The organism is Paenibacillus sp. DRB1-1 (assembly GCF_052119485.1).
GTDB classification, from domain to species: Bacteria; Bacillota; Bacilli; order Paenibacillales; family Paenibacillaceae; genus Paenibacillus; species Paenibacillus polymyxa_B.
This window is the reverse complement of the sequence record NZ_JBODQH010000001.1, coordinates 1982584-1996342: the sequence shown is the minus strand read 5'-3', so window position 1 is coordinate 1996342 and position 13759 is coordinate 1982584. Positions and strand designations below refer to the sequence as shown.

Here is a 13759-nt window from a genome sequence, read left to right as displayed (position 1 = left end):
TCCTTTTTTAATTCAAATGAGAACAAAATGAACTCACCCGTGTCTTGTCCCATCGGCAGGCATCTGCCGATATGTATGTCTTAATCCGTATTGTACTGTATTTTGAGTGCAGGGTCATACTTAAACATATTGACATCATTCACTATCATTTTTATAATTGCAGTAGTTTGGGAAGTTAATGAGGATTCAAGTTAGATATATATTAAGAAATTAGGAGTGTGCCTAGAATGTCGAGCAGTCCAAAAAATGAAACCCTATCTATTATTAGTGAAAGACACGCGGTAAAGAGCTATGTTAAGGATTTTAAATTGCCAGAGGAAGATTTGGAGGCTATTTTGACTGCGGCGATAGAAGCTCCTTCCGCTTGGAACCTTCAACATTGGAAATTCCTTGTTATCGAAAGCGAAGCGGACAAGCAAAAATTGCTGCCTATCGCCTACAATCAGGGTCAAGTAGCGGAAAGTTCCGTTACGATTGCCGTATTGGGTGATTTGGAAGCGAACCGCAACACCGTTATTTATGATCAAGCGGTAGAAACAGGCGCACTGCCAGCAGAAATCCGTGACGCATTGGTAGGTCAAATCAACGGCGCATACCAAAACCCGCAAGTAGCTCGCGATGCAGCCATCCTCAACTCTGCTCTTGCAGCACAAAATATTATGCTGGCTGCTAAATCTCTGGGCTACGACACTTGCGCAATGGGCGGTTTCATTCCAGCACAATTGATCGAGCAATTCAATATTCCGGCACGTTACCTGCCAACCCTGCTTATTAGCGTAGGTAAGGCACAAGTGCCAGCACGTCCATCAGGACGTTTCCCACTTTCTGAAGTTGTTGTAAAAGGTAGCTTCTAAGAAGATTTGTGAATGTAAAAGGGTGTTCCTGCAACCGTTCGTGGTTGGGGAACACCCTTTTTTTCGTCGTGTTAGGCTGTCAAAAGCCTTTTGGTTAGCCCTTTGTTTAGTCCGAGCGTTTGGACACGAGATATACCAGCTCCAGCGTCAGGATCGGTAGAAAGACAGAAGCCGGATAGGCCAGATAGCGTGGCTCCCATTGCGGCTTGAATTTATCCTTAAAGCGCCGAAGCCCCTGAAAACCGTAAAAATGTCCCCCGTATTGAAAAACAAGTCGAGCCAGCTTTTCCTCGCGCAATGCCTTTTCGCTTTGCCCTACCTGGGACAGAGGTGCCATTCCCAGATTAAATGTCGTATATCCACTCTCCTTGGCCCACTCAATGACCCGTGTGAATAAATAATCCATCGTGCCATTTGGCGTGTCAGGCAAGTGGCGCATCAGGTCAATGGAGACCGTCCGTCCATGATCATAGGCAGGGGCCATCGTAGCGAAAGCGATGACCTTCCCTTCAGAGTCCTTTAGCAATGCAATCGGAGCCAACTGAAGATAGGGTTCTTTGAACCAGCCGAGTGAATATCCCTTCTCCTTGCGCCCGTCCAGCCAAATATTCGAAACATGTCGCATCTCCTCAATCAGTGACGCCTCTAGAGGCGGTTGGATGATTTCGAACGAGTAGCCATCGCGGTCAAAGCGGTTTTTGGCGCTGCGTAGCGCCTGATTGCTTTTGCCCGTCAGTGTAAAGGATTCCAGCGGCACCAGTGCTTCCTCGCCGAGTTTGAAAAAGCGATAGCCGTTCTCGTGATAGATGGACAAATACTCCGGTGATGCCTGATAAAATACAGCCGTTAACGCATACCGATCTGCGAAACGCTGAAATTCCTGAATCGCTTCACTCACACGTTCTTTTGGACCGAGTGGGTCACCTAATACAATCAGTTTGTCCCGGCTGCGAGCATAGGGAATGACGACCTGTTCATTTTTGGTCCAGTACAGATATTTATCGCCCAGAAAAAGCATATGAGAAACGAGATTACCACCCTGTCGTTCCAAAAATTCTTTTAGCTTATCCAGCTCCTGCGCGTCGGGTAGATTGCTGATACCACGCTGAGGTCGAAGAAAGAAGTACACCGTCAGGAATACCCATGCCAAAATCAGACTAAACACGGCAGTAACTCCGTAATCGCTGCGGTTCATAAAAAAGTCCAGATGGACCTTGGCGTGCAAATGGCGCATAAACGGAGTATTGGAGCCTGCCCCAATGATAAAATAAGCCCCAGTTACGAGTAGAGATAATCCGCCCCATATTAAAATATTGTGCCGATTCAGCGGTGCACTGACCCGATAAAACCGCGAGCGCGAGATCCATAGCATTAACGCCACGAACAGTAGGAATAAGGCTTCTTCAAAATCCAGACCTTTAATGAAGGTGAAAATGGCGCCGGCCAGCAGCAGTATCAATGTCAGTCGTAATGCTCTGCGAATACGCAGAGAGATTCCGTGGGACAGAACGACAAGCATAATCCCGATGATGACTGAGATTTCATGCGACAAGCGCATGACGGGCAGGCTGAGCAAATGCTCAGCAAAGCGGAGCCGATATAACAGACCTGGCGTAGCTGCCGACAAAAGAAGCACCACGCCGGAGATGAGTACCAGCTTACCAAGCGCCCATACTCCTAGATCTGCCAAAAACCGGAATTGACCAGGCCAGCCCCATACCTTCTGCCAAGCATTAAGGGAGTAGTCCCAGCCCGTCTCAGCTAGCTGATTTAGGCGCTCGTTACGCGGAATCATTTCCAGCGCGGCTAACACCAAGCCGATGAGCCACGGGATGATGTAATAAAAGACGCGAAAGACCAGCAGCACAGCCAGTGCCCGATCTGAGTTGGCTCCCGCCATTTGCAGCCCGAGCAGGGCAATGATGTCGAATGCCCCGACCCCTCCGGGTGCAAGACTGATCAACCCGGCAATTGCGGCTATTACATAAATGCCGAACACAGCATGCATCGGCAGTTCATGGAGCAAGTGCGAGCCGATCCATGCAAAGGTAAGGCCAGCCAGCAGCCACTCCAGCAGGGAAGCACTGATGGAAGCGGAGATGGTGGACCAGGAAAGCTGTCCTTCTCCCTTGTTGAACCATGTGGAGTACCGTTTGGAGCGCTGCATGATCAGAAATAGCGGCAAGTACAATGCCATTCCCCATAGCGCCCAATGAAGCCAAGGATGAGCATCCAGTACAGGCTGTACCGGATACAAATGGACAATGGCTCCCCAAGCCAGCAAAGATAGTCCGGTAATGACGACTGGCGAAAGAAACACGACCGCAGAGGTGATGACACCCAACGGCACACCGCTTTTTTTATAGAGCACTGTGCGAAGGCCCGCTCCTGTAAAGCCTGCAAAACCAAAGACATTATTGAAGGTATTGGAGATCCAGGCGTAGCGAAATGTCGTTCCAGGCTTGACCTGAAGCTTGAAATGATGCCTGATTACGTAATCGTATGCGCTCATAGCCGCCACGGCAGCCAGTGAGAACAAGCCAATCTCGATCAGAAAGGTGGCATCCATTCGCCGCAGTTCATGAAGCATACGCGCCAGATTAAAGTCTTTTAGCTCTCGTCCGGCCTCCCATATAATAAAAGCCAGTACAGCCAGTGGTAGCAGAATACGTGTCAATCGCTGCCTGTAGACGGTCATCACGAACTGTACGATTTTAAAGGATTGAATCGGTTTGTGATTAGATTTCATAGATTCACCTGCTTGGAAAAGAATGAGATGTACACGGAATGAAGTGCTTAGATTTCATGCCCGATGAACATTACTATATATTATACCTGTAATAATCGTTTGAATAACAACAGAAGGGTTACGAAATGGGGTTTCAGTTTGATTGCTGTAAATAATTCCAATATAATGATGGAAAACCTAGTGAATTGCTTGGCAATGGAGCTGAACTGGACATGAGTATATGGGATCGTAATCTTTTTATACGTCGCCTGGAGCTGATATGGCCTCCAGATGCTGACGAGAGCCAATATCCGTTTAACTTAAAAGCCTTACACCAGTGGAATGAACTTAAATTCCATCCTTCCGTTACCTATATTATTGGAGAAAACGGTGTAGGTAAATCGACGCTTATGGAGGCAATCGCGGTCGCGTGGGGATTTAATCCAGAGGGCGGTACTAAAAACTTCAATTTTTCTACACAAGCCACGCATTCCTCACTGCATGAGCATATCCGGCTGGTGAGAGGGATAGAAAAGCCGAGGGATGGCTTCTTTTTCCGGGCGGAAAGCTACTATAATGTGGCGACTCATATCGACGAGCTGGATCGCGAAGGAGGAGGACGACCGATTCGAAATTCCTACGGGGGTAAATCGCTGCATGAGCAGTCGCATGGCGAGTCTTTTTTTGCTGCCTTTGTGCATCGTTTTGGAGGACAAGGATTGTATATTTTGGATGAACCGGAGGCTGCGTTATCTCCTTTGCGCCAGATGGCCATGCTTGCACGGATTCACGAGCTGGTACAGCAGGGCTCACAGTTTATCATTTCTACTCATTCCCCCATTTTGATGGCGTATCCAGATTCCATATTGTATCATCTGACACATGAAGGGATCGACACCCGGACGCTGGAGGAAACCGATCATTTTATCATCACGAAACAATTTCTGAATAACAAGGAAAAGATGATACAGGAGCTATTCGAAGATCCACAATAGGGATCATAGGGACCGCCAGACCGTTTCATAAATTTACCCTGGTCATTCGCATGAGAGGGACAACATCGTCTTTTCAGGTTGTTCCTTTTTGCTGTTCTGCCAAAGGAAAGATTCAGGGTTATCGGAAGTATTTTATGATTGTTATTTGTCTCTCTCTCTATTAATATAATGAAGAGTTTTGCTGGAATGGTTGCAAAATAAGATTTTCGTATACGAAATAAAGAACCTGAGGAGGACAAAACGCAACATGTCAGATTCACAACAGTTGAAAATGGGACCGCTGGTCATTTTGATGATTAATATGTTTATTGCCATGCTGGGAATTGGCCTCATTATTCCGATACTCCCTAAGTTTATGAGCTCCTTGGGAGGCAGTGGTGAAACGGGCGGTTATTTGGTTGCCGTGTTTGGCTTAACCCAATTCCTGTTTTCGCCGCTAGCGGGAGAATGGTCCGATAAATACGGACGTAAAAAAATGATTATTATCGGTTTGGTAATCATGACGGCTTCTTCTGTATTGTTTGCGATTGGGGAATCGTTGACCATACTGTATATCTCCCGTTTGCTGGGTGGTGCAGGGGCAGCTTTTATGATTCCTCCGATGATGGCCTATATTGCTGACATTACAACGGTCCACAATCGCGGTAGAGGAATGGGGCTGTTGGGTGCCGCCATGTCTCTTGGCTTTGTGATCGGTCCTGGTGTGGGCGGTTTGCTGGCAGATATCTCGATTCGTACGCCCTTATATGTTTCGGCGGCCGTATCGGGCGTAGCTGCACTGATTTCCTTGATTATGCTGCCCGAAACCTTGTCGCTGGAGAAACAGTTGAAGTTTCGGAATGTCAAGGCCAAACGGGACAATGTGATTAAACAGTTTGCCCTTTCTTTCCGCAAGCCTTACTTTATGTTGCTGATTATGATATTCACGTTAACCTTTGGACTGACACATTTTGAAACGATGTTTCCTTTCTTTGTGACGGGGAAGTTTCATTATAATGAGCGGGATATTGCTATCATTATTACCGTAGGTGCACTGGTCGGAACCGTGATTCAAGCTGTGGTAATCAGTCCGATGTTGAACCGTTTTGGCGAAAAAGGTGTCATCATCGGTTCCTTTCTGTTTTCGGCGATTTCCCTTGTGCTTATGCTGCTCTCTGGCAACTTTTATTATGTACTCGGGGTATCGCTCATCTTCTTTACCGCTACGTCGTTGCTTCGTCCAGCCATTAATACTGCTTTATCCAAAATGGCGGGGGATGAGCAGGGAGTTGCAGCCGGCATGAACAATGCTTATATGAGTATTGGTAATATTCTAGGACCTGCGCTTGCGGGTACATTGTTCGAGGTGCATATCAATTTGCCATACATTTTTGGGGCAGCCATTCTCATTCTTAGTTTGGGGCTGGCTGTTAAATGGAAGAGCAGAGATACGCAAACCACAGCGGTTTAATGTTGTTCTTTTCGTAAAATTAGTCTCTTTTGGTGTGAACTGTGACGTTCTTGTGAACCACAGATGGCGCCGAAAGAGGCTATTTTTTTTGCATACATCGCGAAACGTTAATGAAACGACAGAATCTTGGGTAATAATGCATGATGAGTTTGCAACAAGACAAATAGTAGAGCTAAAAGCCAGATAATATGTAAAAAACAGCTAGAAGGAGATGAGAGCCGATGGAAGAGCGGAATGAGCAGTTATTTTATACAGGAACTTATGCGTCTCGTCAGGAAAGAGGAATATATGTATGTGCTTTGCATGTGAACAATGGTGATCTGAGCATTGTTGGAGGTGTGGAAGGGATTGAAAGGCCCTCTTTTCTCGCGCTACACCCGGATGGGGCGAAGCTGTATGCTGCCAGTGAAACAGAAGGAGGCGAGCTGTATGCGTATCAGGTGAATGCCCAGACGGGAGAATTACACCCTTTGGATCGAAAAGGGACGGAGGGAGCGCATACTTGTTATGTTTCCGTAACAACCGATGGACGATATGTGCTGGCTTCTAACTATTCAGGCGGCAATGCCGTTGTGTTCCCTGCGACGGAAGCTGGAGGATTAGGAGACATGTCGGGGCAGGTTCAGCATACCGGATCAGGTATTCGCCAGGACCGCCAGGATGCGGCACATCCGCATTCGATTATTCCAGATCCTTCAGGACAGTATGCCATGGTATGTGATCTGGGACTGGACCAGATTGTGGTATACCGTTTGACAGAGGATGGAAAACTGGTGACCCATCGTGAGACAGATTTGCCACCGGGTTCTGGACCGCGTCATCTGTTTTTTCATCCTTCGCGTCCATATGCTTTTGTCGCCAATGAGTTGAACAATACAGTCGCTGTGTTTAGTTATAACGAACGTAATGGTGAGCTTACATTGCTGCAAAGCCTGTCCACACTGCCAGAAGGCATTATAGATGTAGAAAATACAGCAGCCGATATTCGGATTACGCCCTGTGGACGCTTTTTGTATGTGTCAAACCGGGGCCATGACAGCATCGTGCTATACCATGTCGATCTGGACAGCGGCAAGCTGAAGACGGTTGAATGGGTGGAAACCTTCGGCAGCACACCGCGTAACTTCAACATCTTGTCCGGTTATCTGGTAGTAGCGAATCAGGATGGAAACAACATCGTATCCTTTGCCATCCATAGTGAGGATGGACGGCTGACCCGAACGGGATATGTGCTGGAGGTTCCTTCACCTGTGTGTATTGAACCTGTACGCTAATCGGATAGCACGTGGCAAAAGAGTACGATATAAGTGGATGAAAAAATAAAACACGGCGCTTTGTTTCCCATGAAAGGCATGGGCCAAACGCCGTGTTCAGGTCTTGAAGTGGACTAAAAGCTATTTGCTGCTATCGCCAGCTTCTATCGCTACTGTTTTGGCATGATTTTCTGTATGTTTGTAGTACAAACGGAACAGGATATCCTGATTGTAGTTACCGAATCCGGTACCGAACAGGGTAACCCCTCCAACATGCTGGGCATCGTCCAATATGGCAATGCGGAATTTCCATTGCTTCTGATCAATTAGCACTTGGCTTAAAGTCACGTCGGATATTTGCTTGCCATCCATAAAGGTGCCTTCAGAGGTAACGCGAAGTCTTTTAAGGAGACCATATTGATTAATAAAATCAGGCCACCATGCAGGTGTGTATTTACCACGGTTATCTCCGAAATCCCCTGGGCTGGTCCATGTACCCAAATTCACATCATTTAGGAAAAAAGTGATATCTGAAGGCCAATTATCATTGGTAAAAGGGGCCTCGGACGATAGTTCCATCGAAATTTCCAGTTCCTCAGCTTTTTGGCTGGACAGTAGGAAATTCGGCACCTTATAATCCATATAACCTTGGCTGAACCACAGAATTTTGGAATTGAAGCGCTCAGGGTCCAAGAACGAACGAGGCTCATCGAATTCACCAATGATCTTTTCGACGGTAGCCAGTCCGCAGGTCGATTGTATTTCAAAATCTGTAAAGTGTCCGACGGAAATCTCCGTCTGATGGAATTGCCGTACATCCTGCTGATAGCGTGGCATGGCGATTTCAATTTTGTCCGTGGCCAGTGAGCACACTTTCTGTACCCCGCCTCGTCCAGGCAGCATTTTAGTTGAAATAATGGACGCTCTCTCCAGTTTCTTGACATGCATCGTCATAATCGCACTGCTGAGCCCCAACGCTTCCGCCAGCTCACGTATATTCATAGGCTTCTCCGCAAGCAGAACAATCATGTTTAGCCGAACCTCACTGGCCAGCGCTTCATAAACGGGAAGTGATTTTTCAGAAATGTCCAGTTGCATAGTTCCTCCAATTCTAACGCACATCATAAATTGATGGTAGTTTAACATATATGGATTTTTTTCAATAATCATACATAAAAAACGATATGATTTACATTTATATAAACAATATACCCTTTCCTTGATCACTGGCACAAGCCTAACCCCACAAAAAGCCGGAAATTGTTCAAAAAACAGGACACCCCATGAACTCTTTCTTTGTTGTTGGGATGTCCTGTGATGGTATGTGATTTGCAGGGTGGATACGGGATAGAGTCATGTGCCATTGGTGTTAGGACCGGATATGTTCTTCTGCCAAAGAAGAGTCAGCCGTTTTATCTTTATCTGCTGCGTGTAAATCCTGATGTTGGGAGGCATCTGCCTTGATCAAGCCAGGGTGACCAACATAAGGACGATCACTGCGCGAGCGGCCTCGGGTAAGTCGGAAGCCAATCAAGAACAGCACAAGCTGCACAGCCAGTATGTAGGGAGACGCTTCCGGTCCGATCCATTGAAACAGAGCGACAGCGGCGATCACCATGCACAACAGGCTTGTTGGAAAATGGGATGCCGTCACGTCCAAATCATTTTGCCTGCGCAGGGTCATCAGTCGGTACACATACAGTAGGGCGATCAAGCCGGAAACGAACCTCATCCATGCACACCCTATGAGCCATGAGGCAGATTGTACAGTGTCGGGCAGACTAACATCGACATGGCTGGAGGCTATTAGTTCCACAACCAGCCTTGAGACCAACCAGACGATTCCTGCCAGCGCCAACGGACCAGCTGCTGGGCGCAATAGCTTCCACAATGCTGTTCCCCAGCCCGGAGCATGAGATTCCAACAGAACAAGACGCCGTTCCTCGATGAGTTTGTTCATTTCACGCTCCAGTGATTTGAGAAGCAATTCTCTGCGGAACGTATCACACTCCCGAAGGGATGCTTGAACCTGCTCTTGAAGGTGAGGGGTCAAATAGGGAGCAGCTTTGGCTTCCTGAAGAGCGTGGATGAGTCCGTTCTGGTACTGCTTTTCGCTGTTATTGAACCCATTCTGGGTAGCGGTTTGGAGACAACCAGCTAATCGTCCATAGATACGCAGCGATTCCTGTAATTCTTCCAGCCGCTGCTGACGCGAATTTCGAAGCTGGGCTGCACTGTGAACATACAGCCATACCAGCAAAGACAACGCCAGCAGGAAGGCAATCAGACCGGGTGAGATATATGCGGCTAACGCCGCGAAGTCCGTCGGGGACACCCGCAATCCCTCCTTCCATTGTTCTTTCTACACTATTGCACAGACTACACAGGCATTTCAAGGGCTTGTATACCTTTGACCAGGATATATGAAGTATTTTTTGGTAAAATAGACAAGATACAAGCAGGAGGGTAGATTCGGTATGGATAAAGATATAAAAATTGCATCAGAAGATCATGAGACATCGAATCGATATCTTGCACGGGTTTAAGCTGGAGATAAAACGGATAAATAACAGTAAGTAAATTATAGACAGGAAGAAGGCACATTTATATGAAAGTTATTATTTTCGGAGCAACTGGAACCATTGGTCAAGCGTTAGTAAAGGAAGCAATCAAGCGTAAGTATGAGGTGACAGCAGCGGTGCGCGACCCCCAACGTGTGACGGAGCAAAGTGAATACTTGACGGTGGTTCAAGCAGATATTCTTAATCCGAATTCCGTTACGGAAGTGGCTAAGGGTCACGATGCTATCATTAGCGCGTACGGTCCCAAGTTTGGAGAAGAGGAAGAACTGCTCGAAGCGACTCGTTCTTTACTGGAAGGAACTCGGCGTTCCGGCGCGGAACGCATACTTGTCGTTGGTGGAGCGGGAAGTCTGAAAACAGAAAACGGTGAACGCCTCATGGATACCGCCGAGTTTCCGGAGGAAGTGAAGCCACTGGCGGCTGCCCATGCAGATGCACTGGAGCTGTACCGCGCTGCGGATGTAGACTGGACCTATTGTAGTCCTGCCGGAATAATTGAATCGGGAAAACGTACAGGACAGTTCCGTATTGGTTTGGATCATTTGGTGGTTGACGAATTAGGCCATAGCCGTATCTCGGTCGAAGATTATGCGGTAGCCCTGATTGATGAATTAGTAGAAGGGGAATTTGTCAATTCCCGTTTTACGGTCGGATATTAATAAGCAGGGATAGCCATATGGGAGGCGAAAAGCATGTATATGGTGACCGCCGAAGAAATGCGGCAATTGGATCGTTACACAATTGACAAGCTGGGTATCCCGGCCCTTACGTTGATGGAAAATGCCGGGCGTGCGGTAGCTGACGAGGTATTGAAGCTATGTGCCGAAAGAAGTGGGAAGCGCAATGGCGGCTTCTCAGTAGGCATTGCTGATCTAACACGTGGGATTGAGCGTACTGAAGTGCTAGGGTCGCAGTGGACAGAAGAGGTTACACACACAGGGCCGGGGGATATACCGGGACATGGCGGTGTTATACGGACAGAGTCGTGGAGTCAAGGACGACATGACTTACGGGAACGAGAACACTGGTATATCCTCGTAGGTAAAGGCAACAACGGTGGTGACGGACTGGTAGCGGCCCGCCATCTAACGGATGCAGGGCTGTGTGTCACCGTTGTGTACGTCGAGCCGCCAGACACGCTGCGCGGTGAAGCGGCTGCGCAGCGCGATATCATCGCGGCTCTGGGAATCCCGTCTGTCCTCTATGGGCGGGATTCCCTCGACCTGCGCGGCGCTTCTGGCATCGTCGATGCCCTACTGGGTACGGGCACGCAAGGCCCGCCGCGCGAACCCTACGCCTCGCTGATCCGCGAGGCCAATGCCAGCGGCGTGCCGCTTGTGTCGGTAGACGTGCCTAGCGGCCTCGACGCCGACACAGGTGCGCTGCACGAGCCGTGCATTCGTGCGCGCGTCACCGTATGCCTCGCCTACTTGAAGCGTGGGCTCGTCCAATATCCGGGCGCCGGGACTGCAGGCGATGTGGTGGTACGCTACATCGGTATTCCACCCGGCCTTGCCCGTGAGTGCGGCGTGCAGCTGCGGCTCTTGACCCGTGACACGCTGCGCGTTGCACTGGACGTGGATGTAAGCCGCAGCCGCGTGCCGGACGGGCACAAGGGCACCTACGGCCATGTTCTCGTCGCGGCCGGAAGCCTGCGCATGAGCGGCGCGGGCTTGCTGGCCGCACGTGCCGCCCTGCGCATCGGTAGCGGCCTTGTCACGTGGGCGGTGCCCGAGGCATTGTTGCCGCGCGTCATTGGCGCTACGCCGGAACTGATGCTCGCTGCCGCAGCAGCAGGCGGAGACGGCGAATGGAATGCCGACTCCGCAGACGAGCTGCTACAGCTCGCGCAGGCACGTGATGTACTGGCCGTCGGCCCCGGCCTCGGCCGCTTTGCAGGGGACACCGGCTGGCTGCGCCGCCTGTGGGAGGAATACGGCGGTCCGCTCGTGCTTGATGCGGACGCCTTGAACATCCTCGCCTCGGCGGGGCCTGAGCTGGAGGCTTGGAAGCCGAGAAGTGCGGCGGTCGTACTAACGCCGCACCCCGGTGAAATGGCTCGTCTGCTGGGCATACCGACAGCAGATGTGCAGCGTGACCGCATCACCCATGCCCAGGAGTACGCCCGAACACGTGGGGTCACGCTGGTGCTTAAAGGAGCGCGCACTGTCATCGCTTGTCCCGACGGAACAGCCTACGTCAATACCACAGGCCATGCTGGGATGGCGACAGGCGGTGCGGGCGATGTGCTGACAGGCATCATCGCAGGTTTGCTGGCCCAGGGCTTGAATGCTTCGCAGGCAGCAGCCTTTGGCGTGTATCTGCATGGGGCGGCTGGAGAAACAGCCGCACGTCGTCGCCAGCACCCTGCCTCAGTGATAGCTGGCGACATTATTGAAGCCCTATAGGCCATAGCAGCAGTGGCAGGAGGAAGGCCAGCATGATCTGTATTCCATATTCACGGTTCAGCCAGTGTCTTCCTCCATAATACAGCAGTGTAATCCCTGCACCTGCTATGCCGTTGCTCCATGAAATGCCCGTTCCGGCAGGCGACATCAAAGAACCTAGCAGGAGAAAGATGCTAAATCCTGCAGCGAGGTATAGGGTGAGCTGCTCGGGCTTACGAAGCCAGGGTAAAAGATCGCGTAGCGCATCAGCGGCAAGAGCGGCAGGAAGGGCAAAACCATAGGCCCATAGCTGCGCGGTCAGTTCACCACTACTGCCTGCTATAGTCAGAGGAACCCCTGTTATTTCCTCTGTCAGATAGCAGTAGACCCATAAGAGACCAAAAACCAATCCTCCACAGGCCAGTTTATTCAGCGCATAACAACCAAGCTCCATCCGCCAAGGCATTTTGGAATTAAATTCATTCCAAGGCTGTCTCATGTTGCGACTCCTCCTCTTATCACACTCGGTATTCACAACCAATCAAGGGATTTATTTTCAATTACAATCCGCTTACCGTTTACGACACTTCAGTTTACGTTAGCTGTGTATCATGTTCCTAAGCAAAATAAAGATTGCGGATAGCCGCGGTACGGAAAGGCGGGGATTGCATGATACAGGCGGTTATTTTTAATCTCGAAAGTACATTGTTAGACCCCGGAGGACGAGGCTTAACCCAGGGAATGCGTGACATTTTCAGATGGAAAGGTATACAGGTAACTGAAGAACAGGTATCTCATGGGCGAGGAATGCCGATCCGGGATCATATTGCGAATGTGCTGGGACTTTCAGAGGTTCGGAAAAAATGGCTGGAGTGCTTTGGTGCGCATCCTGGCAGAGCGGATATTGAGCATATTTATCTTGAGCTTGTCCCTGTTCTCCGCTCCTTGATCCAAGGGGCTGAGCCTGCTATCGGTATAGACAGGGCGCTGCAGGAGTTGCAGGATCGTCGCATTCAGTCAGGTGCCACTGCATCCTGTCCGATGGAAATGCTCAGTCACAAGTTTACGCCTGCACAGTCACCCTATACGTTGGATTGTATGGTAGCCCCTTGTGAAGTTTCGCAGGGGAGGCCTTATCCGTGGATGATCTATGAAATTGCACATCGCTTGCAGGTATTCCCGCTTAGCGATATTGTGAAAGTAGGAGATACAGTAGCCGATATGCAAGAGGGACGGAACGCCGGTGTATGGACGATTGGTGTATTGAACCATAACGAAAGCGTGACGACCGCTGCTCAAACGACCAGCCATGAAGCGGACGACAGAGTGGCTGAGGAACGGCGCAGACAGAGTGTATATGGCTTGAAAAGGGCAGGAGCCCACATCGTGATGAATTCGGTCGCTGACTTACCGCGTATTTTGCGTGAAATCGAAATGCTCCAGCATACGGGAGGCTATCCTTCTTATACGAAACAGGTGAAAACAGCCGCGCTACCTCCATTATAAGAAC

General features: G+C 49.5%; 11 protein-coding genes. 7 read left to right on the top strand and 4 right to left on the bottom strand.

Translation table 11 applies throughout. The features are described from left to right. Positions 1 to 227 precede the first annotated feature (227 nt). The gene (locus ACQW03_RS08805; RefSeq protein ID WP_441949334.1) at positions 228 to 854 is read left to right on the top strand and encodes a nitroreductase family protein; all 627 of its coding nucleotides are present in this window, start codon (positions 228 to 230) and stop codon (positions 852 to 854) included. A gap of 106 nt (positions 855 to 960) precedes the next feature. Here the strand turns inward: ACQW03_RS08805 and mprF are convergent, their stop codons facing one another. Further along, positions 961 to 3603 carry a bifunctional lysylphosphatidylglycerol flippase/synthetase MprF gene (mprF, locus tag ACQW03_RS08800; protein WP_023986739.1) on the bottom strand — a complete coding sequence of 881 codons (2643 nt, stop codon included), beginning with the start codon at positions 3601 to 3603 and terminating at the stop codon, positions 961 to 963. A gap of 212 nt (positions 3604 to 3815) precedes the next feature. On the opposite strand from mprF, the gene ACQW03_RS08795 reads away from it, so the two are divergent. The 3 genes from ACQW03_RS08795 (at position 3816) to ACQW03_RS08785 (ending at position 7301) form a co-directional block, all read left to right on the top strand. Next, positions 3816 to 4577, top strand: coding sequence for an AAA family ATPase (locus tag ACQW03_RS08795; protein WP_258298049.1), 762 nt, complete (start codon positions 3816 to 3818; stop codon positions 4575 to 4577). A 247-nt stretch (positions 4578 to 4824) separates the two neighbouring features. Then, on the top strand, positions 4825 to 6027 hold the full coding sequence (locus tag ACQW03_RS08790) for an MFS transporter (protein ID WP_025722439.1): 1203 nt from the start codon (positions 4825 to 4827) through the stop codon (positions 6025 to 6027). A 221-nt stretch (positions 6028 to 6248) separates the two neighbouring features. Further along, complete coding sequence (locus ACQW03_RS08785; RefSeq protein WP_441949331.1) at positions 6249 to 7301, top strand: lactonase family protein; 1053 nt, start codon at positions 6249 to 6251, stop codon at positions 7299 to 7301. Positions 7302 to 7421: 120 nt separating this feature from the next. Here the strand turns inward: ACQW03_RS08785 and ACQW03_RS08780 are convergent, their stop codons facing one another. Beyond that, positions 7422 to 8378 (bottom strand): ArsR/SmtB family transcription factor, encoded by a 957-nt coding sequence (locus ACQW03_RS08780; protein ID WP_441949329.1) that lies wholly within the window; start codon positions 8376 to 8378, stop codon positions 7422 to 7424. A gap of 271 nt (positions 8379 to 8649) precedes the next feature. Beyond that, positions 8650 to 9615, bottom strand: a complete 966-nt coding sequence (locus ACQW03_RS08775; protein WP_071639349.1) for a hypothetical protein — start codon at positions 9613 to 9615, stop codon at positions 8650 to 8652. A gap of 273 nt (positions 9616 to 9888) precedes the next feature. Between ACQW03_RS08775 and ACQW03_RS08770 the strand changes: the two genes are divergently transcribed. Both ACQW03_RS08770 and ACQW03_RS08765 read left to right on the top strand, forming a co-directional pair. Beyond that, positions 9889 to 10521, top strand: coding sequence for an NAD(P)-dependent oxidoreductase (locus tag ACQW03_RS08770; protein ID WP_076294492.1), 633 nt, complete (start codon positions 9889 to 9891; stop codon positions 10519 to 10521). Positions 10522 to 10554: 33 nt separating this feature from the next. Continuing rightward, positions 10555 to 12270, top strand: coding sequence for an NAD(P)H-hydrate dehydratase (locus tag ACQW03_RS08765; RefSeq protein WP_441949326.1), 1716 nt, complete (start codon positions 10555 to 10557; stop codon positions 12268 to 12270). Here ACQW03_RS08765 and ACQW03_RS08760 read toward each other — a convergent pair. Then, on the bottom strand, positions 12254 to 12748 hold the full coding sequence (locus tag ACQW03_RS08760) for a hypothetical protein (RefSeq protein ID WP_441949324.1): 495 nt from the start codon (positions 12746 to 12748) through the stop codon (positions 12254 to 12256). The genes ACQW03_RS08765 and ACQW03_RS08760 overlap by 17 nt on opposite strands. 170 nt (positions 12749 to 12918) lie before the next feature. On the opposite strand from ACQW03_RS08760, the gene ACQW03_RS08755 reads away from it, so the two are divergent. Further along, complete coding sequence (locus ACQW03_RS08755) at positions 12919 to 13755, top strand: HAD hydrolase-like protein (RefSeq protein ID WP_220030661.1); 837 nt, start codon at positions 12919 to 12921, stop codon at positions 13753 to 13755. Positions 13756 to 13759 lie beyond the last annotated feature (4 nt).

Excerpts from the sequence above, each read along its gene's own strand:
- ACQW03_RS08805 (WP_441949334.1), top strand. The coding sequence starts at position 228 with ATGTCGAGCAGTCCAAAAAATGAAACCCTATCTATTATTAGTGAAAGA.
- mprF (WP_023986739.1), bottom strand. The coding sequence starts at position 3,603 with ATGAAATCTAATCACAAACCGATTCAATCCTTTAAAATCGTACAGTTC.
- ACQW03_RS08795 (WP_258298049.1), top strand. The coding sequence starts at position 3,816 with ATGAGTATATGGGATCGTAATCTTTTTATACGTCGCCTGGAGCTGATA.
- ACQW03_RS08790 (WP_025722439.1), top strand. The coding sequence starts at position 4,825 with ATGTCAGATTCACAACAGTTGAAAATGGGACCGCTGGTCATTTTGATG.
- ACQW03_RS08785 (WP_441949331.1), top strand. The coding sequence starts at position 6,249 with ATGGAAGAGCGGAATGAGCAGTTATTTTATACAGGAACTTATGCGTCT.
- ACQW03_RS08780 (WP_441949329.1), bottom strand. The coding sequence starts at position 8,378 with ATGCAACTGGACATTTCTGAAAAATCACTTCCCGTTTATGAAGCGCTG.
- ACQW03_RS08770 (WP_076294492.1), top strand. The coding sequence starts at position 9,889 with ATGAAAGTTATTATTTTCGGAGCAACTGGAACCATTGGTCAAGCGTTA.
- ACQW03_RS08765 (WP_441949326.1), top strand. The coding sequence starts at position 10,555 with ATGTATATGGTGACCGCCGAAGAAATGCGGCAATTGGATCGTTACACA.
- ACQW03_RS08760 (WP_441949324.1), bottom strand. The coding sequence starts at position 12,748 with ATGAGACAGCCTTGGAATGAATTTAATTCCAAAATGCCTTGGCGGATG.
- ACQW03_RS08755 (WP_220030661.1), top strand. The coding sequence starts at position 12,919 with ATGATACAGGCGGTTATTTTTAATCTCGAAAGTACATTGTTAGACCCC.